This is a genomic window from Parabacteroides sp. HGS0025 (assembly GCF_000969845.1).
In the GTDB taxonomy this organism is placed as follows: Bacteria; Bacteroidota; Bacteroidia; order Bacteroidales; family Tannerellaceae; genus Parabacteroides; species Parabacteroides gordonii.
Map to the genome: position 1 here is coordinate 3,001,719 of NZ_KQ033902.1, position 22,516 is coordinate 3,024,234.

General features: G+C 46.5%; 17 protein-coding genes and 1 pseudogene. 9 read left to right on the forward strand and 9 right to left on the reverse strand.

The annotated features are described in order from the left end of the window. Positions 1-101: 101 nt before the first annotated feature. Both HMPREF1212_RS11855 and HMPREF1212_RS11860 read left to right on the forward strand, forming a co-directional pair. The gene (locus tag HMPREF1212_RS11855) at positions 102-1,271 is read left to right on the forward strand and encodes a mechanosensitive ion channel family protein (RefSeq protein ID WP_046149486.1); all 1,170 of its coding nucleotides are present in this window, start codon (positions 102-104) and stop codon (positions 1,269-1,271) included. Between the two features lie 63 nt (positions 1,272-1,334). Continuing rightward, on the forward strand, positions 1,335-2,621 hold the full coding sequence (locus tag HMPREF1212_RS11860) for a mechanosensitive ion channel family protein (protein WP_046149487.1): 1,287 nt from the start codon (positions 1,335-1,337) through the stop codon (positions 2,619-2,621). Here HMPREF1212_RS11860 and HMPREF1212_RS11865 read toward each other — a convergent pair. Genes HMPREF1212_RS11865 through sucC form a run of 6 tightly spaced genes read right to left on the reverse strand, consistent with a single transcriptional unit; the run spans position 2,605 to position 10,656 of the window. Beyond that, positions 2,605-4,230 carry an energy transducer TonB gene (locus HMPREF1212_RS11865; protein ID WP_046149488.1) on the reverse strand — a complete coding sequence of 542 codons (1,626 nt, stop codon included), beginning with the start codon at positions 4,228-4,230 and terminating at the stop codon, positions 2,605-2,607. The two genes, HMPREF1212_RS11860 and HMPREF1212_RS11865, sit on opposite strands and share 17 nt — an antisense overlap. A gap of 26 nt (positions 4,231-4,256) precedes the next feature. After that, positions 4,257-5,786: an MBOAT family O-acyltransferase gene (locus tag HMPREF1212_RS11870; RefSeq protein WP_028729434.1), complete on the reverse strand. Its 1,530-nt coding sequence runs from the start codon at positions 5,784-5,786 to the stop codon at positions 4,257-4,259. Beyond that, a complete protein-coding gene (locus HMPREF1212_RS11875; protein ID WP_046150358.1) occupies positions 5,776-7,167 on the reverse strand; it encodes a GDSL-type esterase/lipase family protein in 1,392 nt (463 codons plus the stop codon). Before HMPREF1212_RS11875 ends, HMPREF1212_RS11870 begins: the two co-directional genes overlap by 11 nt. After that, on the reverse strand, positions 7,142-8,590 hold the full coding sequence (locus HMPREF1212_RS11880; protein WP_046149489.1) for an SGNH/GDSL hydrolase family protein: 1,449 nt from the start codon (positions 8,588-8,590) through the stop codon (positions 7,142-7,144). The genes HMPREF1212_RS11875 and HMPREF1212_RS11880 overlap by 26 nt, the downstream gene beginning before the upstream one ends. A 57-nt stretch (positions 8,591-8,647) precedes the next feature. Continuing rightward, positions 8,648-9,505: a succinate--CoA ligase subunit alpha gene (gene sucD, locus HMPREF1212_RS11885; RefSeq protein ID WP_046149490.1), complete on the reverse strand. Its 858-nt coding sequence runs from the start codon at positions 9,503-9,505 to the stop codon at positions 8,648-8,650. A gap of 5 nt (positions 9,506-9,510) precedes the next feature. Next, positions 9,511-10,656, reverse strand: a complete 1,146-nt coding sequence (gene sucC / locus HMPREF1212_RS11890; RefSeq protein WP_046149491.1) for an ADP-forming succinate--CoA ligase subunit beta — start codon at positions 10,654-10,656, stop codon at positions 9,511-9,513. 89 nt (positions 10,657-10,745) lie between these two features. Between sucC and HMPREF1212_RS11895 the strand changes: the two genes are divergently transcribed. From HMPREF1212_RS11895 to HMPREF1212_RS11925, 7 genes and pseudogenes are all read left to right on the forward strand, one after another. Beyond that, the gene (locus HMPREF1212_RS11895) at positions 10,746-11,306 is read left to right on the forward strand and encodes an NUDIX hydrolase (protein WP_046149492.1); all 561 of its coding nucleotides are present in this window, start codon (positions 10,746-10,748) and stop codon (positions 11,304-11,306) included. A gap of 101 nt (positions 11,307-11,407) precedes the next feature. Further along, on the forward strand, positions 11,408-12,232 hold the full coding sequence (locus tag HMPREF1212_RS11900) for a hypothetical protein (protein ID WP_046149493.1): 825 nt from the start codon (positions 11,408-11,410) through the stop codon (positions 12,230-12,232). A 121-nt stretch (positions 12,233-12,353) separates the two neighbouring features. Continuing rightward, positions 12,354-13,387 (forward strand): annotated as a pseudogene (locus tag HMPREF1212_RS11905) (ATP-binding protein). 673 nt (positions 13,388-14,060) lie between these two features. Beyond that, positions 14,061-15,074, forward strand: coding sequence for an N-acetylmuramoyl-L-alanine amidase family protein (locus HMPREF1212_RS11910; RefSeq protein WP_046149494.1), 1,014 nt, complete (start codon positions 14,061-14,063; stop codon positions 15,072-15,074). Positions 15,075-15,169: 95 nt separating this feature from the next. Beyond that, complete coding sequence (locus tag HMPREF1212_RS11915) at positions 15,170-16,411, forward strand: anaerobic sulfatase-maturation protein (RefSeq protein WP_028729461.1); 1,242 nt, start codon at positions 15,170-15,172, stop codon at positions 16,409-16,411. 6 nt (positions 16,412-16,417) lie between these two features. Beyond that, complete coding sequence (locus HMPREF1212_RS11920) at positions 16,418-17,950, forward strand: TldD/PmbA family protein (protein ID WP_028729462.1); 1,533 nt, start codon at positions 16,418-16,420, stop codon at positions 17,948-17,950. Between the two features lies 1 nt (position 17,951). Then, positions 17,952-19,271: a TldD/PmbA family protein gene (locus HMPREF1212_RS11925; RefSeq protein WP_028729463.1), complete on the forward strand. Its 1,320-nt coding sequence runs from the start codon at positions 17,952-17,954 to the stop codon at positions 19,269-19,271. Positions 19,272-19,314: 43 nt separating this feature from the next. On the opposite strand, the gene HMPREF1212_RS11930 is transcribed toward HMPREF1212_RS11925, so the two are convergent. Genes HMPREF1212_RS11930 through HMPREF1212_RS11940 form a run of 3 tightly spaced genes read right to left on the reverse strand, consistent with a single transcriptional unit; the run spans position 19,315 to position 22,411 of the window. After that, positions 19,315-19,974, reverse strand: a complete 660-nt coding sequence (locus tag HMPREF1212_RS11930; protein WP_028729464.1) for a PAQR family membrane homeostasis protein TrhA — start codon at positions 19,972-19,974, stop codon at positions 19,315-19,317. 7 nt (positions 19,975-19,981) lie between these two features. Then, a complete protein-coding gene (locus HMPREF1212_RS11935) occupies positions 19,982-20,188 on the reverse strand; it encodes a heavy-metal-associated domain-containing protein (protein WP_046149495.1) in 207 nt (68 codons plus the stop codon). Between the two features lie 12 nt (positions 20,189-20,200). Next, complete coding sequence (locus tag HMPREF1212_RS11940; RefSeq protein ID WP_046149496.1) at positions 20,201-22,411, reverse strand: heavy metal translocating P-type ATPase; 2,211 nt, start codon at positions 22,409-22,411, stop codon at positions 20,201-20,203. Positions 22,412-22,516 lie beyond the last annotated feature (105 nt).

The window sequence follows — 22,516 nt, forward strand, 5'->3', positions numbered from 1 at the left end:
GATTCCTGCGAATAAACGGTGTGCCGGGAACAATATTTATGCCCTTCTCACTCAACCAAACGTCCCGTCAAATGTTATCAATATAAAAAAACGATTTGCTTATGGTTAATTTAGGTAGCTGGATGAACAAACTCCTTATCGGTTGGGGCGTGGATCCGAAGATTGCTGATACATTCGATGAAATTATTATTGCCGTATTATTGATTGCGGTAGCAGTCGGGATCGATTATTTATGTCAATATATTTTTGTAGGCAGTGTCAAGAAACTGTCAGAGAAAAGCCGTTTCTTCTGGGATTCGCTGCTGATTAAACGCAAAGTGGTACATAACCTGGTACATGCCATTCCCGGCATTATCGTTTACGCCTTGCTTCCGATGGCGTTTATCCGGGGGAAAGAGTTGCTGCTGATTTCCCAAAAGATATGTGCAGTTTATATCGTCATCGTTTTATTACTGGCTATCAATGGTTTCATACTTGTCATTATGGACATTTACAACCATCGGGAAGTAAACAAAAATCATTCTATTAAAGGATTTGTACAGGTCATACAGGTACTCGCTTTCTTCATCGGCGGAATTGTGATCATCGCCATCCTGGTCGGTAAATCGCCGGCCACGTTATTTGCCGGACTGGGCGCTTCGGCCGCCATCCTGATGTTGGTGTTCAAAGATACGATACTCGGCTTCGTGGCAGGCATACAGCTATCGGCAAACGATATGCTACGGCCGGGCGACTGGATCACCGTTCCCGGATCGAACGCCAACGGAGTCGTACAGGAAATCACACTGAACACCGTAAAAATACAAAACTTCGATAATACGATCTCTACGATCCCACCCTATACGCTGGTCAATAACTCTTTCCAGAACTGGCGGGGAATGGTTGAATCGGGAGGACGGCGCGTAATGAAATCCATTTTCCTCGATCTGAACACAATCAAATTCTGCACACCCGATATGCTCGATAATATGCGCAAAGAAATCCCCCTGCTTGCCGATTATAAGCCGGACGAAGGTGTGACACCGACTAACTCGCAGATGTTCCGTGTCTATGTAGAGCGTTACCTGACCAGTCTGCCGGTCGTAAACACCGACCTCGACCTGATCATCAGCCAGTTGCAATCGACAGAATACGGTGTGCCTATCCAGATCTATTTCTTTTCCCGCAATAAAGTATGGAAGGAATACGAACGCATCCAGTCGGATATATTCGACCATTTCTTTGCGATGATCCCTCAGTTTGAACTGAAAGTGTATCAATACTCTGATTGATGCAGACTTGGGCAGCAATGATTTTTTCCCTACATTTGTGTTCATAACTTTAAATACAAATATATGAGTGAATTACAACAATGGATCAATAGTTACTTGATTAAATGGGGATTAGTACACGATTCGGCAAACATTTGGGACAACCTGGTCGTCTTACTGCTTCTAATAGCAATAACCGTCGGTATCGATTACACTTGCCGTTACATTTTCCTCGGATTATTTAAACGCTTCGCCAAGAAAACCAAAAACCAGTGGGACGACCTGATCGTAGAACGGAAGATCATCAATAAGCTGATGCATCTGATCCCGGCGATCCTGGTTTATATCATGCTTCCGCTGGCACTTCCCAGAGAGGAAATGCCTACTTTGCTCGGTATCCTTCAAATGGTATGCAGTATCTATATTGTAGCCGTTGTACTGCGATTCATTAACGCTTCACTGAACCTATTATTAGAGATATACAACCGGAAAGAATCGATGAAGAACAAACCGTTGAAAGGGTTTGTACAGATCATTCAGGTGATTGTGTTCTTTGTCGGTGGAATAATCATCATCAGCATCCTGATCGGTAAATCGCCCGCTACGTTATTTGCCGGACTAGGTGCTTCCGCCGCTATCCTGATGCTGGTTTTCAAGGATACGATACTCGGCTTCGTGGCAGGCATCCAGTTATCCGCAAACGATATGCTTCGTCCGGGCGACTGGATTACGATGTCCAAATATGGGGCCGATGGTACGGTTATTGAAGTCACACTGAATGCCATCAAAGTACGGAACTTCGATAATACAATCACAACTATACCGCCTTATGCGCTGGTGAGCGATTCTTTCCAGAACTGGCGGGGAATGCAGGAGTCAGGAGGACGCCGCATCAAGCGTTCCATCAATATCGACATGAACAGCGTACATTTCTGCACACCGGAAATGTTGGCGAAGTTCCGCAAGATATCCCTGATCACCGACTATGTGGACAGTAAACAACAGGAACTGGAAAAATATAACGAAGAGCATAACATCGATGCCTCCATCTGGGTAAACGGCCGCCGTCAGACCAATCTGGGCGTATTCCGTGCTTACCTGGTAAACTACCTGAAAAGCAATCCGAATGTAAGCCAGACCCAGACCTGTATGGTACGCCAGTTACAGCCTACAGAAAAGGGAATACCGCTGGAGCTCTATTTCTTCGCTTCCACCACGCAATGGATACCGTATGAAGATATCCAGTCAGATGTATTCGACCACCTGCTGGCCGTTGTACCGGAATTCGGATTAAGCGTATTCCAGGGTGTATCAGGAGCTGATTTACGCCATATAAGAATAGAGAAAAGCGACCTCAATCTATCTCTTTGAAAGGCTTCTGAATAATCTCATAATAAGGGAACGGAGGTTTGACGTATTCTTCGAAAACTTCCGTTTCCACCAATCGCTCGGTTTCGTAATCAACTTTCCAGCCACGGTTATATTGGGTGGTGATCCGGATAAGATCATAGTTCTCATCATCCTCCTTGATAGACAACATGCCATGTTCACCGGCAACCGGTTCGCATTGTTCCGGCAAAGTTAACCAGGCTTTAGTCTGTGCCTTCTGTTCGCTTTCGTCAAAATAAATAAGATGGTCGATCAGCTCAGTAAAAATCTCCCACTTCATATCATAAGGGAATGTAAGAGCAAAGACCTGATTGTTTATCGGATGCATACGGATGATCGCATCGTAATCGCGGGAATTATATATGTCAGCGAACGTACACAACATCACATCCATTTGTTCTTCACTCACTCCGGCCACTATCACCATTTTGTCATTATTAACAAGCGCTACAGGACGCAAAGACGGATCAGGGCGCCCGGTTTCGGTACCTTTGTTGAATTTACGGCGCAGATAAAGAATCAGGGCGACGCCTATCGCACCAAAGAACAATATCTTTTTAACCGGCCATTTCTTTTCAGGTTTCTTTGACTCAAAAATAATATTATTCTCTCCCGTAGCATCTTCCAGACGGAATGGAACAGGAATAACTTTCTCGTCGGCTATATTCTCCCCGTTACGGGTTGCCGGAATCCATTTCCCGCTCGTCAGGGCAACCAGGCGAATGGCTTCATCATTCAACAACGGTTCCGAACCCAGGAAAATATGCGGATTTGTTACCGAACCATCCGGTTCGACCGTGCAAGAAACAAGAACCGTACCGCTCACCTGTTTCCGGATCGCTTCTTCGGGATATTCCATATTTTGCCGGATAAATCTGAACTGTGCAGCCGACCCTCCTGTGTATTCGGGAAAAGTACGGTCTGAACCTTCTTCGCGGGCAATCGGACTGTAAACACCCTCACTGGTTTTCAGCAGATAAGAGAGCATATATTGGTCACCTTCCGCCCTACTGAAGCTCATGGAACGATAACCCAACGATGGCAGGTTGTTGATATTCTTCCCTTCATTATCCGGTGGCAAAATCACGACATCCATCAATCCCACCTTTACCTTTGAGAAACGCAAGCCGTTCAACAAAGTGAGATAAAGAGACTGGCGGGCCATACCTTTTCCCGGAGATTTTTCTTCCTTGACACTCTCGAAACGATATTTCCAGTCAATAAGAACTTTATTCTCAAAATCATCTGCAAAAGAATAAATAATACTGATCCTTGCACCGTCCAACAGAGGTATAGGTTCAGTCACAATCCCTTTCAATTTCGGATTATCAGGTGTGAAAGCCGTAAACTTGCCTTCATTCGTTCCGAAACGGGTAAACGTTTTTGCCGGAAAGATAGCCTCCAGGCGGAACTGGGACAACTCTTTATCACCCGGCTTAGGCTCTTCGATGATCAGACTGTCCAGATAAGGTTTTACCTCCTGACGCAGATGCAATTGTTCTTCTGTCAGACTGTTTTGTTGTGCAACTGCTCCGCTAAATCCACAGAGCAGAGCCGTCAGAAGCAATACGAATAAAGGAGCTGTTTTCATATTAATAGTAATGTGTTTAACGATTATCAGAATTGGAAATAGATGAACGGCTGTACGCCGGCACTCTTGAACTGCACGACGACAAAGACCATGATTGCCAGAATAACAGCCTGTACCAACAGAGGTGAACGGGTTACCACACCCTGCACCGCATTCTCTGCCGACTTAGGCATAAAGTGAAGCACATAACCGACCACCATCAGCGTAAAGACACCTTTATATCCTGTAACGAACTGTGTGAACACTTCCGGATGGAAGTTGGTAAATATCTGCGTCAGCATCTCCTTCACCGTCTGCATGGAGTCGGCGCGGAAAAAGATCCAACCGAAGCAAACCAGATGGAAAGTAATCAGTATTCCTAAAACCCTGCGCCAGGGCTTCATCTCCGAGCCTAATTGCTTAAAACTACTGAATCGCCCCATAATAAACTTATGGATAGCCAGCGCCACCCCATGTATGGCCCCCCAAATGATAAAGCTCATGGAAGCACCATGCCATAAACCACCGAGCAACATCGTGATCATCAGGTTTATATAAGTACGGATCTTGCCTTTCCGGTTACCTCCCAGCGATATATACAAATAGTCCTTCAGCCAGGAGGATAAAGAGATATGCCAGCGCCGCCAGAACTCCGTAATCGTAGCAGACTGATAAGGAGAATCGAAGTTTATATTGAAACGGAAACCTAGCAACAGGGCGATACCGATGGCCATATCCGAATATCCGGAGAAATCGCAATAGATCTGCAGCGCATAGCCATAAACGCCTAACAGGTTCTCCACCCCGGTATAAAGCAACGGGGCATCGAAGATACGGTCTACAAAATTCAGGCTGATATAATCGGAAATCACCGTTTTCTTGAACAACCCGCACAATACCAGAAACAGCCCCTCCCCGAATTCAGAACGGGTAACAGTTGGATTCTTGTATATCTGCGGGATAAAGTCGCGGGCACGGACGATCGGCCCGGCCACCAACTGCGGGAAGAATGATACATAGAACACATAATCGACCCAACGCGTCAGTGGGGTAATTTTTCCCCGGTACACATCGATAACGTAACTGATTGTCTGGAACGTAAAGAAAGAAATACCGACAGGCAAAAAAATATCCATCGGCTGATACGTAACACTCTGCATAGAGGTATTCCCGAACTGATAGCCAAACTCCCGGGTAACGGTAGCAATGATCTCAAGCAGGAAATTGAAATACTTGAAATACCCCAATAGCCCCAGATTGATACACAAACTAAGGACAACCAACAACTTACGTTTCCACCTGGCAGCAGTATGGTATATCCCCTGCGCGATACAGAAATCTGACGTAGCAGTAAACAGCAGCAGGAAAAACCAGAACCCACTACTCTTATAATAGAAATAAAGGGAGAACAGCGTTACATAAATAATACGAGCCAGCAAATGTTTCCTGAGCGACATATAAATGATCAGGAAGCCAATAAAAAGAAAGAAGAACAGCCCGCTGCTGAACAGTATCGGTGAAAGACGGTGATAGGTCAGTATCTCGCCCAGTTTTGAGAAATCCAGATTATCGAACATCGTTGTTGCCTGTAATATATCGGTTATAAGTTTGCATCAGGGCACGGTACAATAAAAGTCCCTGTTCCTGATAGCCTTCTTTAGTAAAATGAACGCGGTCTCTTCCCATCAGTCCGGCCTTATGCCATTTGGCACTCGAACTCTTTCCGCCTGTCGCTGCAAATAAATCCCAGCAGGCCAGGCCTTCGCGATGGGCTATTTCTGTAATAGCTTTTGCGGCGCGTTCCGTATTTTCGTTGCGCACATACGTCCGTTTCTTATTTACAGTCACCCGCTTATAGCATTCGGGAGGCGTAGTAAGCAGAATGGCGGTATGCGGCATCTGTTTTTTTACCAAAGAAATAAATGCTTCGATCTGTCCGGCAAACTCGCCACGGGTAAAACGTCTGCCGAACGTTTCATTGGTTCCCAGCGAAATGATCAGCAACGACGGATTCAGCAAAGCCAGCTGGCGGACATAGTTCTCGTCCGTGTAGTTCACATACATGGCTCCGTTCACTCCCACCGAATGGTATAAAATACCCGGTTGGCCATTCGTCAGATTGAAACCGTAATACACATTCTTAAAAGAAGAAGCAGGCAGCAAGTTGTCCGTCCCTTGTTTCCGGCGGGTACTGTGCAGCTGCAATGTATCTGCCAGGCAAGAGATACGGAAGGTGTCGGCTATGACACCCGGCGCACAGGAAGTTGTGCTTAATGTCGTCCTGACCGAATCTTTCAGTTTTCCGGCAGGAAGCATCGGCATAGACTTCTCCCCCCGGTAAATGACCGCCTGGTTAAAAGAATACCCGGCCCCGTTGTTCGGTGCCATGCTGATATCGAAGTTGATAGAAGGCGATACGGACTGGATACCGATACCGCCCGGCCCGATCGGTGCCTTCCGGTTATTCTGGATACAACGTCCGGCAACCCATTCTTTGGCAACAGAAGAGATAAAATAATCGTCCGGCTCATTGCTCTTGCTCAGTTTGAAAGGGGCAATCCAACCCCGTCCGGCATTCCCGAACTGTTGCTGCAGGAGACGCATCATGCGTCCGCTGTAATGACCGGCCTGAATATGCGAGTCGCCCAGTTGAACGATGGTCACGACCGTATCTTTCCCGGCACGTAACGAATCGAGTGCCGCAAAAAAGTCCTGTAAAGGAGCATACTGTTTCACGCCGCTGTCTGAAACCGGCAACAGGATCGAGTCGACAACAGCACCGATCTTATAGGAAAGAGATGGCAAAGCGACAGTATCCGGCGCGATCAGCGTATCTTGCATAGCTATACCCGCATCCCGAACCGACGAACGGGAAGGCGAAAGGTTCTTCGCCCCTACGGTAATCGCTATCAGCGCCAATAAGACCGACAAGTTAATTAACCACTTTGTCTGCTTCATCATAAAACTCCTTTTCTAATAATAATGCTTTAAATAATGCAGTTGCGATTTCGCGTCCACCACGGAAACTAAGATGCGTATAATCCTTGCTGGCCCAATTATTCTCCACGAAGCGAACCATACTGTTCTCGCCTCCCATTCCGCCAAATGTATTCCAGAACGGAATACCCGCTTTACGGGCGATCTGTCTTTGCGTATGAAGCAACGCCAATACGGCAGGCATCGTCTCAAACTCACCGTCCTCCTGATGGCTGCGATCGGAAACGCCCAGCAGCAAAACGTCTGCTTCCGGGAAACAAACCTGCACACGACGGACGGCTTCAACCATCCGGTTACTATACCATCCATAATGCAGCACACTGTCGCTCACCACATTCAGCCCATACTGGAGAATGATCAGGTCATACGGACGCACCTTGCTCAGACTCCGGCAGCGTGCGCTGTCCAGACGGGTAAGGATCATACCGGAATTACCTCGCAAAGAATAGTTATCTACCACAATGCCCGAATTATCTTCCAAGGCAAGACCTAAAGCCCGGAAACCGTCCGTTTCCGTAAACGAGAACGAAGCTTCGGTAAATGTACCTTTCCTTTCGTACTGGGTTATTTCAGTGGTAACGGGAAGTAGTTCATTGATCGTATCGGGTTCGCCGTTGCAGAACAGTTTCATACGGGTTCCCGTGTTCTGTTCATATAGGAATTTCAGGGAAGAAACGGTCTGTAATTCCGGATAACGGTTCGTCGTCTTTACCGAAACGGAAGCCTTTTCACCTTTCGGCTCGAACATCATACCCGAAAGCGTATAGCCGTGGTCATGATCGGTCAGCATCGACCAGGTATGCCATCCCTCCGACCGCTGCTCGACCGTAGGACGGAATTGTGATGCCACGGAAGCAATCGGAACGAATCCGACCCCGCGTCCACCAAACTCTTTCTGTAAAGCCGAGCGCAAGTCTGCAACCACGATATCCCCTTCGATAAACGAGTCGCCAAGGAAGGCCACACGAACCGGCCGCTTCAACTCCTTGCCTTTCTTTAGTGCGGCAAAGAAACGTTTCAATCCGATATGTCCGACCGAATAGTCTTCAATGTGGGTACCGAGCGAATCAGCCCCCTGAACGGAGTACATTACATTGTACAGAGAATCACGCAAAGCCAGTGCCGCAGAATCGATCCCCGTAGAGCGGATGATCGAATCGCGCAAAGCAACCGAGTCTATTTGCAACGTATCCGGCTGTTCAAGCTGCCTGCGCAGGGAGTCCATCGACAACGATTGCGTCTTTACCCGTAAATCCGAAAGTAAGTCAACCTTTTTTATTTTCTGTCCGAACAACTGATCCGGCAGATAATACAGTCCCAGGCAGATACAAAACGTGATAAGTAATAACACCAGTAATCTGCCGAAATTATCCTCTTTATTCATTTACTCAATCTTACGAAGGTGCAAAGATAGGGATAAAGTTGTTATGTTCATGTATAGTTACAAAAATAGCTTCGGTATTTCAGACGGCTCACAAGCAACTCGTATACCCGCTTCTTCCATCGCCCGGATCTTTTCAACGGCCGTACCCGTTCCTCCGGAGATAATAGCTCCGGCATGCCCCATCTGTTTACCCGGCGGGGCCGACTGTCCGGCAATAAATCCGACAACCGGTTTCGTTACATGCTCACGGATATATTCGGCCGCCAGTTCTTCCGCATTACCGCCTATCTCGCCGATCATCACGATAGAATGCGTATCCGGGTCATTCTCAAACATTTCCAGCAGTTCGCGAAAGTAAAGGCCGACCACAGGATCTCCCCCCATCCCTATAGCGGTAGATTGTCCCATCCCATTGGCTGTCAGATGATAAACCACTTCATAGGTAAGTGTTCCGCTCCTGCTTAACACGCCGGTGTGCCCTTTCATAAACACTTTACCGGGAAGGATACCGACAAGGCTTTCGCCCGGAGAGACCAATCCGGGACAATTCGGCCCGATCAGCTTCGCACCCTTCATCTGCACGAACCGGTAGGCTTTGATCACATCGACTGTCGGAACTCCTTCAGTGATACAGACAATCAGCCCGATACCCGCATCGGCCGCCTCCATGATGGCATCGGCAGCAAAACGGGCGGGAACAAATATAATAGAGGTATTTGCCTGCGTTTGCTGCACGGCGTCGTACATCGTGTTGAATACCGGAATATGATCGATCTCGGTTCCGCCTTTGCCCGGCGAAGTTCCACCTACGACGTTAGTTCCATATTCTTTCATTTTCAGTGCATGGAAAAGCCCGTCGCGTCCGGTGATTCCCTGTACGATCAGACGGGTAGATTTATTGATCAGTATGCTCATGATGACTATTTTTTGCTGTTTTGTGATAATTCTACGGCCATCAGGGTTGCTTCACCCATCGTTTCGGCCACTTTAAAACGGGTATTGCGCAACAGATCGCGCCCCTCTTTCTCATTTGTCCCGGTCAGCCGGACAATAACGGGAATGTCATTGTTTATCTGCTCGAAAGCTTTCAGCAGGCCGTAAGCCACATCATCGCAGCGGGTAATCCCACCGAATATATTGATCAGCACCACCTTTACTTTCGGATCTTTCAGCAGCAACTTCATCGCTTCGATTACTTTTTCCGGATTGGAGCTACCGCCGATATCCAGGAAATTAGCCGGATCGCCGCCATATAGTTTGATCATATCCATTGTAGCCATAGCCAGACCCGCCCCGTTAACCATACAGCCGATCTCACCGCCCATGTGCACGTAACTGAAACCGTTTTCCTTTGCCCGGGCTTCTATCTTTTCTTCCTCGGTAGGTTCAAAAAGGGAAAAGACACGAGGCTGCCGATACAACGCATTGTCATCGAAAGTCATCTTGGCATCGATCGCGATCAAGACACCTTCCCTTGTCATAACCAGTGGGTTTATCTCCACCAGGGAAGCATCTTTCTCTATAAAAAGCCGGTACATATTCTGTATAATCCCGGCCAGTTGATTGACCAGGGAAGTTTTATCAAACAGGGTAAAAGCATAACGCCGCGCCAGATAATCAGGAATTCCGATCAACGGATCGATCCGGAAATGGAAAATCTTTTCGGGTGCGCGGTGTGCCACTTCTTCAATGTCCATTCCCCCTTCGGCACTCATCATCAGGACGACCGAGCGGGAATTACGGTCGATCACAAAACTGATATAATACTCCAGATGGATATTCACCGCTTCGCTGACAATTACCCGGGTGACGGGATAATCTTTAATAGTCATGCCCAAAATGCTTTCGGCATGTTGCAAGGCTTCTTCGGCATTCCCTGCCAGTTTCACACCGCCGGCTTTACCTCTTCCCCCAGTCAGCACCTGTGCTTTGATTGCTACTTTTTCATTCCCCAGCTGACTGAAGGCAGCCACAACCTCCTCCGGCGTACTACATAAAATATGCCGCTCTACCGGTATCCCATAATCTGAAAAGAGTTTTTTTGCCTGAAATTCGTGTATCTTCATCGGATAATAAATTTAGTGGTTCCTACTTATATAATAAACAATCGGGACGACCGTTAGTTTAAATAATCAATTAACACGATACAAGAATTATGGAAGACTTGAAAGACAGAAAATGGAAAGTGCTTGAAAGTACTTATCTCCACCATAAACCGTGGCTGACCGTACGAAGCGAACGGGTTGAACTGCCCAATGGCAACCAGATCCCGGAATATTTTGTTTTCGAATACCCGGAATGGATCAATATAATCGCCATTACGAAAGATAAAAAGTTTGTTTTTATCAGCCAGTACCGCCACGGTTTGGGAGAAACATCTTATGAACTTTGTGCCGGTGTTTGCGAAAAAGAAGACGGTACGCCACTCGTTTCCGCTCAGCGGGAATTACTGGAGGAAACCGGTTTCGGCAAAGGCGAATGGACGAAGATCATGACAATCGGCGTGAATCCCAGTACTCATACCAATCTGACTCATTGTTTCCTGGCGACAGATGTCGAGCAAGTCAGCAATCAACACCTGGAAGATACGGAAGATCTGGCTGTCCATATCCTTACACTCGAAGAAGTGATCGAACTGCTGAAAACCGACCGGATAAAACAAGCATTACATGCCGCTCCACTCTGGAAATATCTGGCTTTAAACCATCTGGTATAGACTGGGAGATGCAGACTTCCCCGTTAATAATCACAATTTGATTAGGATAATTCATCCTCTTTTCATATATTTGTTAAGGAAGAATATGAGGAGGATGAGTTATGAGTAACATTTCAGACTATATCGAACAATTTGTCCTGGATAAACTGAAAGAGTTTAACGAAGGAAGAAATGCTGACAAAGGCGTGTACTATATTCTTTTGCCTAATGAAAAGACCGCTTATTATACGCTTTGGTTCTATAACCCGGGTGCTGAATATCATCCGAATGTTTTCCTTTCTACATTGGATGTCAACGCGATCAACTCAGTAGAAAAAGCGATGAAGGCCGTAGCCAACTCCTTCGCCAGGCTGAACATTACCCCCCGTATCGACTCCATATCCCACAATGCCGACGACGTTATCACTTTCGGCAAATATCGCGGATACCGTTTATATCAGATCGTGACGATCGACCCTAAGTATGTGGCATGGATTGCCAACAAATATGAAGCGCGTGTACAAAGTGAAAGGCGTTTTAAGGAACTGGCGGCAACCTATACATGGGTTCATCAGGATCTATATACTTCCCGTATGCACAAAGTACCCGTTAGTCGATTTGTCGGAGTAATAGACGAAAAACTTAGTGACCTGCATCTTTCCATACTGCGGGTCAAAGTGGAAGATAATCCATATAAGACCCGTACTATCCGGGGAACCACCCATTTTTACGTCGACCAGAAAATCGTTGCTTCGGACGAAGCAGGCAACCTGTTTTTCTTCACCATCCGTGCAACCGACCGCAGTCTGGAAAGCGGCAAATTAAGCAACGCCGACCATCCGTATCAGATCGGGGAAAAAATGCATATCCGCTCAGCCAAAGTAATCAAACATTATACCTCCCGAAATATACGGTATACGAAATTAGGGTATATAAAACTGCATTGACGTCACGGAGTCATTCAACCGAAGTTATAACGGAAATGCCCCAAATAACTTCCTCCGGGAATATTTGCACACTTCGATCTTTATTACGTAATTTGCGTTACGTAATTTACGCAATAAAGATATGTCGACAATTCAACCGAACAATCCTTTCCTGATAGCAGGATATTACGGCCCTGATTATTTCTGTGACAGACAACAGGAAACCGGGCAAATAATCAATGCTCTATACAACGAACGCAACCTGACGCTTGTTGCTCCCCGGCGTAGGGTAAAACAGGATTGATCAAGCATGTTTTCTATAAATTACACGAACAACAGCCCGACATTATCACTCTTTATCTCGATATTTATTCGACACAAAACCTGAATGAATTTGTGCAGGTATTCGCCAGTACCGTATTAGGCAGTGTCAGTATAGATATTGCCACTGATAAAGAAGAAACTACTTTAAAAGAGATATTCAACTACCTGCAATCGTCGGAAAAACGTTGCTATATCGCCATTGACGAATTCCAGCAAATCACGGAATATCCGGAAAAAGGGGTGGAAGCCCTGTTACGTTCCTACATCCAGTTTTTGCCTAATGTCCGTTTTATTTTTGCCGGCAGTAAACAGCATGTTATGCAGGAAATGTTTTTGTCGACCAAACGTCCTTTTTATCAAAGTACACAGACAATAACCATCGGATGTATCGACAGAAAGATTTATTACGATTTCGCCGCGACTTGGTTTGCCAGACAAAACCTTCTTATAAGTGAAGATACTTTTTCCAGCATTTACAATGAGTTCGAAGGGCATACATGGTATCTCCAAGCCATATTAAACCGTCTGTATGGATATTCCGTAAACCCCGATCAGGAAATGGTGAGTCGTGCTATACGCGAAATCGTCGCAGAAAATGAATATGGTTATCAAAATTTACTGGCAGCTTATACTTCCGGTGCTATACGTTTAATCAAAGCGATAGCAAAGGAACGGATCGTACCGGAGATCAATGCCGGTTCTTTCATTTCCAAATACAAACTGAAAGCCGCCAGCAGTGTGAATTCCGCTCTTCGTACACTTACAAAAATGGAAATGGTCTATCGGACAGAAGCCGGTTATATCGTTTACGATCGCTTCTTTGCTATCTGGTTACGCCAACAGCCTTATTAATTATCGTTGAAAGCCACTCCTACAGAGCCGCCACGAGGTCTGTCATATTGTTTCAAATTTATCAAATGGAGGGACCATATTGATCCTGTTTTCATTCAATCTGTAACACTCTCTTTTCAAAAAAGCGGGCATCCGGTATAAATTCGACCCTTTCGACCCGCCTGAGCCCTTACTTTTCTGCTATTACCACGGTCTTGCCGGCAGTTACCCGGCAGCTAATTCCGGCCAGCCGGCAGATAGTTCGAACTACCCGGCAGGTAATTACTATTCACCCGGCAGGCAGTTGGGATCAGCTGGGAGGTAAATTCAACCACCTGCTATTTTATACCAGAAGGAGTCCGTTTTCTCATACATTATCCTCCGGAATGCATCAAAAAAGGTTCCATATCGAACTGACAAAATGTACCTGTTTTCTACATTCCGGCAACAGCACGGAAAACGATCTGCCGGGCTATACCCAAGCCCCATCCAAACTGTTACCGTTTTTCCCGCCTTCCTTCTTTTCTGTCATTTCTCAACTCCGGGAGACTTCCATAAATAATTATATACCAATGAGCGTATGGAAATAAAGCAAAGAGAAAGAGATCGATTGACATTTTGACAAAATGTCGAACCGATTCTTTTTAACTTTACACCAATTTATCTATCTTTACGGCATATATCCTACTTAAACATGTTCGCAAAAAGATTAACAGTCATACTACTTTCATTAGTTGCTACTATCATATTCAACGGTTCTTTGTCGGCCCAGGAGAAATCATTCCCTAAAAAAGGAGAAGGTATTACCCTTTTTCTGAAACGTCATAACCGTGTGGGAAAAGAGTATCACGACGAATTTGTCAAGTTGAACAAGACGAAACTCGGTAGTGGGAATTCGCTGAAAATGGGGGTTAAATACCAATTACCTCCCTTAAAAGGTGCGGCAGCAGCGGCGGCGAAGAAACCGAACTACGAACCCTTATTCGGCAAGGAATTAGCACAATATCAGGTTACTTCTTCCGAATTGAAAGGCTGCTGCTTTTATCTGGTCAGCGGACATGGCGGCCCCGACCCCGGAGCCATCGGGAAAATGGGAAATGTGGAGCTTCACGAAGACGAATATGCTTACGATGTGATGTTGCGCCTGGCACGCAACCTGCTTATGCGGGGTGCCAAAGTACATATCATCATCCAGGACGCGCGGGACGGCATCCGTAACGACCGTTTCCTGGCAAACAGCAAACGCGAAACCTGCATGGGCGACCCGATCCCGTTCAACCAAGTGCGACGCCTGGAACAACGGAGCGAAAAGATCAACTCCCTGTTCAAGAAGGACAAAGAGATCTATAAGCGTGCTATCTTCATGCATATAGACAGTCGCAGTAAAAGCCATCAAACGGATGTATTCTTCTATTACCAGGATAAAAACTCGGAGAGTAAACATCTGGCCAAAACAATGAAGTCGACTTTCGAACATAAATACAACAGGCATCAGCCGGGCCGCGGGTTCACAGGGACAGTAGGACAACGCGGATTGTATGTTTTAAGAAAAACGACTCCCCCTTCCGTTTTTGTGGAATTGGGCAACATACAAAACAGCTTCGACCAAAAACGCTTTATTCTCAGCGACAATCGCCAGGCGTTGGCCAACTGGTTGTGCGAAGGTTTTATGACAGATTACAAACGGTACAGGAAAAAACTGAAATAAGCCTCTTGAAAATGAAGAATCAGCACAGGAAATGGCTGTTTTTCGATAAAGAAATTGTATCTTTGTGATTAATTGTTGAATCGTTTTAAATCATCATGAATAATACTTACATATCTCCTTTTGCGAAACCCGTTTATGTGATGTTGAAACCTGTAGGCTCGGTATGTAACCTGGCTTGCGAATACTGTTATTACCTGGAAAAAGGGAAGCTGTATCCGGAAGTGAAGAATCATATCATGAGTGAGCAACTATTGGAAAAATTCATCAAAGATTATCTGGAATGCCAGACAATGCCCCAGGTGCTTTTTACCTGGCATGGCGGCGAAACCCTGATGCGCCCGATCAGCTTTTACAAAAAAGCGCTCGAACTTCAGAAAAAGTATGGCCGCGGACGACAGATCGATAATTGCATCCAGACAAACGGAACCCTGCTTACAGACGAATGGTGCCGTTTCTTCAAAGAAAATAATTTCCTTGTCGGCGTCTCGATAGACGGCCCGCAGGAGTTTCACGACGAATACCGCCGCAACCGCCAGGGTCTTCCCTCCTTCTTCAAAGTGATGAAAGGGATCGACCTGCTGAAGAAACACCAGGTGGAATACAACGCAATGGCTGTAGTGAACGACTATAATGTCGATTATCCGCTGGAGTTTTACAACTTCTTCAAAGAGATGGATTGCCATTTCATCCAGTTCGCCCCTATTGTGGAACGGCTGGGCACACATACGGACGGTACGAAGCTTACCTCGCCGGAACAGCAGGATGCCAACATCAAACTGGCTCCCTTCTCCGTCGATTCCGGGAAATGGGGAGATTTTCTGTGTGCTATTTTCGATGAATGGTTGAAAGAAGATGTAGGGAACTATTATATCCAGCTATTCGATGCCACATTAGCCAACTGGGTAGGCGAACAGCCGGGTATCTGTACGCTGGCACGTACCTGTGGCCATGCCGGTGTTATGGAGTTCAACGGTGACCTTTATGCATGCGACCATTTCGTATTCCCCGAATATAAACTGGGTAATATCTATACGCAGACATTAACGGAAATGATGTACAGTCAGAACCAACTGAAGTTTGGTGCCGACAAATATGATAAACTCCCCACGCAATGCAAAGAGTGCGAGTTCCTTTTTGCCTGCAACGGCGAATGTCCTAAAAACCGCTTCCTGCATACGGCCAGCGGCGAACCGGGATTAAACTATTTATGCAAAGGATACAAGAAGTTTTTTAAACATGTAGCTCCTTATATGGATTTTATGAAAAAAGAACTATTGGCTCAGCGTCCGCCTGCAAACGTGATGCAATGGGCTAAAGAGAACAAAGAGACTTTATAAAACAACATGAAATACAACAGACGTGATTTTATTAAAACAGGAGGTATGGTTATGCTTGGTTCAATAGCGGTTCCCTCTTTTTTAGGAGGTTGTGCCGGAAGTCCTGAAGACAAAGCTGCCGGTATCTCATTTGCGTTAAACCATTTTGGTTTGAGTGAGAGTGACATGCAAAAGGTGCTGACTGCCGCACTGGAAAAAGGGGGAGATTATGCCGACCTCTTCTTTGAACATTCATACCGTAACAACATAGGATTGCAGGATGGTGCGGTGAACCGCGCCTCTTCAAATATAGACTTTGGGATGGGCGTACGTGTCCTGGCCGGAGATCAGACAGGCTATGCCTATGTAGAAAATATTTCATTGGACGAGATGTTGAAAGCTGCACGTACGGCTGCACGTATCGCCAATGGAGCCGCCGGAAAAGGCCCGGCCAAACTGACTGAAGAACTGATCGTCAACAACTTTTACGGCGTGCAGACCCCGTGGGACGAAATTGCTGTTAAGGAGAAAACGCCTTATCTGCAAAAGCTGAACGACCAGATTTTTGCACTCGACAAACGTGTACATAAAGTGATGGCCTCCCTGGGCGATACGACTTCGCATATTCTTTTCTGTAACTCGGAAGGGCAAATGTATTACGATTATCGCCCGATGGTCACATTGGGGGCCGTTTGTATTATGGAAGACAACGGTAAGATAGAGAATTCCTATGCTGCCCGTGCATTCCGTATGGGAGCCGAGTTCCTGACCGACGAAATCATCGCCGAAGTGGCGAAGGAAGCGGTAGAGAAAACCTCTATCCTGTTCCAGGCCGTGAAACCTAAAGGGGGTGAAATGCCCGTCGTAATGGGTGCCGGAGGATCGGGTATCCTGTTGCACGAAGCAATCGGACATGCGTTTGAAGCGGACTTCAACCGCAAAAACACGTCTATCTTTTCCGACCAGTTGAATAAGAAGGTATGCAACGAGCATATCAACGTTGTAGACGACGGAACGATCCCGTTCAACCGTGGTTCAGTCAATATCGACGACGAAGGGGTGGAAGGACAGAAAACATATATCGTGAAAGAGGGTGTCCTGACAAGCTACCTGCACGACCGCATCAGCGCCAAGCATTATGGCATCCCTTCAACGGGTAACGGCCGCCGCGAGTCGTTCCGCCAGATGCCTATCCCCCGTATGCGTGCCACTTATATGGAGGCCGGCAACGTAACGGAAGAAGATATGATCTCGACGGTAAAGAAGGGTATCTATGCTTCCAGCTTTACCAACGGACAGGTGCAGATCGGTGCCGGCGACTTTACATTCTTCGTAAAAGACGGTTACCTGATTGAAAACGGCAAACTGACGCAACCGATCAAGGATATCAATATCATCGGTAACGGCCCGAAAGCATTGGCCGATATAACGATGGTCGGAAATAATTATAAAATGGATAACGGGACATGGACATGCGGTAAAGACGGCCAGTCTTGTCCGGTAACTTGCGGTATGCCATCCGCTCTGGTTAGTAAACTTACAGTAGGAGGAGAAAATTGATATGATAACTAACGAAAATAAAAAACTGGCTCAATGGGCCCTGGAGTTCGCTCTGAAAAACGGTTGCCAGGCCTCACGCGTAAGTCTGTACAATGGTTCCAGTAGTTCGTTTGAAATACGGGATATGAAAATAGACCGTCTGCAGCAGGCATCTGAAAACAGCATGGTCATTCACCTGTTTGTAGATGGCCGCTACGGCTCTTTTTCTACCAATCGCCTGGATAAAAAAGAACTGGAAAAGTTTATCCGCAACGGAATAGACTCGACTCGTTACCTGGCCGAAGACAAAGCCCGCACATTACCTGATGCATCGCTTTATTATAAAGGGGGTGGTGCCGACCTGCAGCTGATCGATCCTACATTCGACTCGATCCTCCCGGATGATAAAGTGGCACTTGCCATGAATACCTGTGACGAGATGATGGGAAAAGACGATCGTATCATTTCCGCCAACTCTTCCTACAGCGACGAGAAAGATTTTAAATATATGGTAGCCAGCAACGGTTTCGAAGGGGAAGCCTGTGGTTCTTCTTTCAGCCTGGTAGCCAGCGTAAGCATTCGCGGCGAAGGGGATGCCCGTCCCGAATCGTACTGGTACGACTCTGCATTGTATTATGATACAATGATCAAGACGGGATTAGGGAAGCAGGCTCTCGAACGTGTATTCCGCAAACTGGGACAAAAGAAAGTCGCTTCCGGAAAATACCAGATGGTTGTAGATAATATGAACTCCGGCCGCCTGTTATCTCCGGTGCTCGATGCTTTATACGGTTCTTCCATCCAGCAAAAGAACTCTTTCCTGTTGGATAAACTGGATCAGAAAGTGCTGGGCGACAAACTGACGTTGATAGACGAACCGCACATGCCTAAAGCCTCCGGTGCCCGTTATTTCGATGGAGAAGGTGTTGCCACCCGCCGATTGCCGGTATTCGAAAACGGTGTATTGAAAACGTATTATATCGATACCTATTCCGCGAATAAAATGGAAGTGAAACCGACTATCGCCTCTCCTTCCATCCTGACGATGCAGATGGGGAACAAAGATACTGACGCTTTGGTGGCTTCAGTCGACAAAGGTATTCTGATCACGGGTTTCAACGGAGGTAACTGTAACAGTACGACAGGAGATTTCTCTTATGGCGTAGAGGGCTTCCTGATTGAAAAAGGCAAACTGACACAGCCTATTTCGGAAATGAACGTAACAGGTAATATGATCTCCTTATGGAGCAACCTGGTAGAAACCGGGAACGATCCCCGCCTGTTCTCCAGCTGGCGTATTCCTTCATTACTGTTCGATGGGGTTGATTTCAGTGGATTGTAAGTAATAAATAAAAAGCCGTTTCAGTTTTATTTGAAACGGCTTTTCATTTTACTAACAGATAGACCGAAATGAAATGGCAGATGCTGCCGCCCAGGACGAAGAAATGCCAGATTGGATGCATATACTTATATTTATCCAAAGCATAAAAGATACAGCCTACCGTGTAAAAAACACCTCCGGCGATCAGCCAGTTTAATACATCCATCGAGTCGGTTCGCCGGCAAACGTCCAACAAAGGTTTAAAAGCGATAATAACCACCCACCCCATTGCCAGGTAACAGACCGTTTTTAAATGATCGGTCTTTCTCATCTTCCGGAAACTAAGTGCAATACCTATTACCGCTGCAATCCAGACAATAGCAAACAATGACCATCCCCAATATCCTTCCTGCCGAAGCGCCACCAATGTAAAGGGCGTATATGTTCCTGCTATATGCAAATAAATAGCACTGTGATCGAGACGCCGAAGCAGCCTTTTCTGCCGTGCATTGGCAGAAGCATGATAAAAGGTCGATGTGACATAGGAAGAGGTCATGCTAAGCGCATAAACCAGTGAACTACCCACAGACCAGGGATTTCCACTCCGGACAGAGGCTACCAATAATACGATGATAGCGACTATCCCGAACGTCATGCCTGCCCCGTGAGTCAGCACATTAGCGATTTCCTCGCCATAGGTTTGTCTTTGTCTGGCCCTGACCATTCCCGGTTTACAGTTGCTCAGCTTTGAAGCCGGCTTCCGTTACTGCAGCAATAACTGTACCGGCAGGAATATCAGCAGTTACTTCCAATATCTTTTCGGGTGATTTCAGATCGATAGACCATTGATCTTCTTTTACCAACTTATTCAGTTTAGTACCGATAGCTACTACACAGCCACCGCATTTTGCATTTGTTTTAAATTTCATTGTTGCCATAACTTTAAAATATTACTTCATAAATTTCAATCGCAAACTGTTAAGAACAACCGATACGGAACTGAATGCCATCGCCGCACTCGCCAGCATCGGATTTAAAAGCAATCCGTTCACTGGGAATAAGACACCTGCAGCCAACGGAATACCTATCAGATTATATATAAATGCCCAGAACAGGTTCTGATGGATCAACCGCACTGTCCGTCTGGATAATTTAATCGCCTCGGGCAACAGCAACAGATCGGAAGTGATCAATGTGATCATAGCCACATCCATAGCAATATCCGTTCCTTTTCCCATCGCTATGCTGACATCCGCACGAGCCAGTGCCTGCGAATCGTTGATACCGTCGCCTACCATCGCCACTTTCTTTCCCAACTTCTGAAGAGCCATTATATATTCCTCTTTGTCATTGGGCATTACTTCTGCTTTAAAATATTTTATGCCTAATGTATCGGCTACTCTCTCTGCCGTTTTAACTCCGTCTCCGGTAAGCAGATGCACCTCGATACCCATTCCGGTCAACTCCTTTACGGCTGCTGCCGAAGTCGGTTTTATACGGTCGGAAATAGCCAACGCAGCCAGCAATTCGTTTCCTTTTCCATAATAAACCACGCTTTGGCCGTTCTCCTGCCAGCCTGCGATTTGTTCCGATGTCTTTTCCGGAATTTGGGCTCCGAACAGTTCCAGTAATCCCTGGCTTCCAACCCAATACGTAACGCCTTCTACCTCCAGACGGATACCCCGCCCCGTAAGGCTCTCGAAATTTCCGGCTTCGCAGGTCGAAGCGCCCGAATCTTCCAGCCAACGGATAATGGCAGATGCCAGCGGGTGTTCAGACTTCAGTTCAGCCGTATAAAGGATATCCAGAAAGCAAACATTTGACTCTGACAGCCAACAAGAGTCCGTTACCACCGGAACGCCTTCCGTCAAAGTTCCGGTTTTATCCAGAACGACCGTATCTACCTTGCAAAGATTTTCCAGAGCAAACGCATCCTTTATCAGGATATGCCTTTCGGCTCCTTTGCCCATTCCTACCATCAAGGCGGTCGGTGTAGCCAGGCCTAAGGCACAAGGACAGGCTATAACCAGTACGGACACGGCAGACAACAGTGCATAGGAAAAATAATCTCCTCCCCCGATCACCATCCAGCATACGAACGTGATCACGGAAAGAAGCACTACCACCGGAACAAATATACCGCTTATTTTATCAACGATACGCTGTACCGGAGCTTTACTACCCTGGGCGGCCTGTACCATCTGTACGATCTGCGCCAGCATCGTCTCATTTCCAACCCCGGTTGCCTCCATAGTGAAAGCCCCTTTCTGGTTGATCGTTCCGGCCAGGACACGGTCGCCACCCGATTTCTCTACCGGAATAGGCTCGCCACTCAACATGCTTTCATCGACAGAGGACGAACCCTCCAACAGAATGCCATCTACCGGGATCTTCTCACCCGGGCGTACACTTAGCACATTTCCTCTTTGCAGGGATGAAATAGGAACTTCCTCCTCTTTGCCGTCTATCACCCGACGGGCAGTCTTAGGTTGTAAACCCATCAGTCCCTTAATGGCGGAAGAAGTGCTGTTCTTTGCCCGTTCTTCCATCAATTTTCCTAACAGGACAAATGCTATGATCACCCCCGAAGCCTCATAATAAACATGCGGTTCGAGGCCCCGTTCGTACCAGAACTGAGGATATACCGTATTGAAAAAGCTGAATACAAAAGCGATAGACGTACTAAGGGCGACCAAAGTATCCATATTCGCTTTCCCCTGGATCGCATGGCGCGCACCGCTAACATAAAACGATCGGCCGAACAGCAGCATGATGGCCAATGCCAGCACCATCATAATCCAATTGGCATACGGCATGTGCATAAAGACCATACCCAGCAACGCCAACGGTACGGACAGCACCCATGCGCCGATCGTATTACGTTTCAACTTTTTATAATGTTTACGCGACATTTCTTCCTGCTCGGCGAGCGGGTCTTCCGATTCTATTATCAAATCGTATCCGGCAGCCTGTACAGCCCCCTGTATCTTCTGCAAGGATATAACAGACGGGGAATATGTAACGGATAAAGTGTTTGCCGCGAAATTGACAGATGCCTCCTCTACTCCGGGAAGTGCTTTAACGGTACTCTCTACATTGTTGGCACAGACAGCACAACTCATCTCCAGAACAGGCAGTACCTTACTTTCTACCTCTTTCATTATTATATATGTTTTTATTCTGATTCCTCAATAGAAGAACAAAGATACAAATAAAACAGTTGCAACAAAGTTGCGGATTTTCCAAATCTCCCCATTAAGATATGT

Bases quoted from the DNA above. Each gene is read 5' to 3' on its own strand.
- HMPREF1212_RS11855 (WP_046149486.1), top strand. From the start codon at position 102: ATGGTTAATTTAGGTAGCTGGATGAACAAACTCCTTATCGGTTGGGGC.
- HMPREF1212_RS11860 (WP_046149487.1), top strand. From the start codon at position 1,335: ATGAGTGAATTACAACAATGGATCAATAGTTACTTGATTAAATGGGGA.
- HMPREF1212_RS11865 (WP_046149488.1), bottom strand. From the start codon at position 4,230: ATGAAAACAGCTCCTTTATTCGTATTGCTTCTGACGGCTCTGCTCTGT.
- HMPREF1212_RS11870 (WP_028729434.1), bottom strand. From the start codon at position 5,786: ATGTTCGATAATCTGGATTTCTCAAAACTGGGCGAGATACTGACCTAT.
- HMPREF1212_RS11875 (WP_046150358.1), bottom strand. From the start codon at position 7,167: ATGAAGCAGACAAAGTGGTTAATTAACTTGTCGGTCTTATTGGCGCTG.
- HMPREF1212_RS11880 (WP_046149489.1), bottom strand. From the start codon at position 8,590: ATGAATAAAGAGGATAATTTCGGCAGATTACTGGTGTTATTACTTATC.
- sucD (WP_046149490.1), bottom strand. From the start codon at position 9,505: ATGAGCATACTGATCAATAAATCTACCCGTCTGATCGTACAGGGAATC.
- sucC (WP_046149491.1), bottom strand. From the start codon at position 10,656: ATGAAGATACACGAATTTCAGGCAAAAAAACTCTTTTCAGATTATGGG.
- HMPREF1212_RS11895 (WP_046149492.1), top strand. From the start codon at position 10,746: ATGGAAGACTTGAAAGACAGAAAATGGAAAGTGCTTGAAAGTACTTAT.
- HMPREF1212_RS11900 (WP_046149493.1), top strand. From the start codon at position 11,408: ATGAGTAACATTTCAGACTATATCGAACAATTTGTCCTGGATAAACTG.
- HMPREF1212_RS11910 (WP_046149494.1), top strand. From the start codon at position 14,061: ATGTTCGCAAAAAGATTAACAGTCATACTACTTTCATTAGTTGCTACT.
- HMPREF1212_RS11915 (WP_028729461.1), top strand. From the start codon at position 15,170: ATGAATAATACTTACATATCTCCTTTTGCGAAACCCGTTTATGTGATG.
- HMPREF1212_RS11920 (WP_028729462.1), top strand. From the start codon at position 16,418: ATGAAATACAACAGACGTGATTTTATTAAAACAGGAGGTATGGTTATG.
- HMPREF1212_RS11925 (WP_028729463.1), top strand. From the start codon at position 17,952: ATGATAACTAACGAAAATAAAAAACTGGCTCAATGGGCCCTGGAGTTC.
- HMPREF1212_RS11930 (WP_028729464.1), bottom strand. From the start codon at position 19,974: ATGGTCAGGGCCAGACAAAGACAAACCTATGGCGAGGAAATCGCTAAT.
- HMPREF1212_RS11935 (WP_046149495.1), bottom strand. From the start codon at position 20,188: ATGGCAACAATGAAATTTAAAACAAATGCAAAATGCGGTGGCTGTGTA.
- HMPREF1212_RS11940 (WP_046149496.1), bottom strand. From the start codon at position 22,411: ATGAAAGAGGTAGAAAGTAAGGTACTGCCTGTTCTGGAGATGAGTTGT.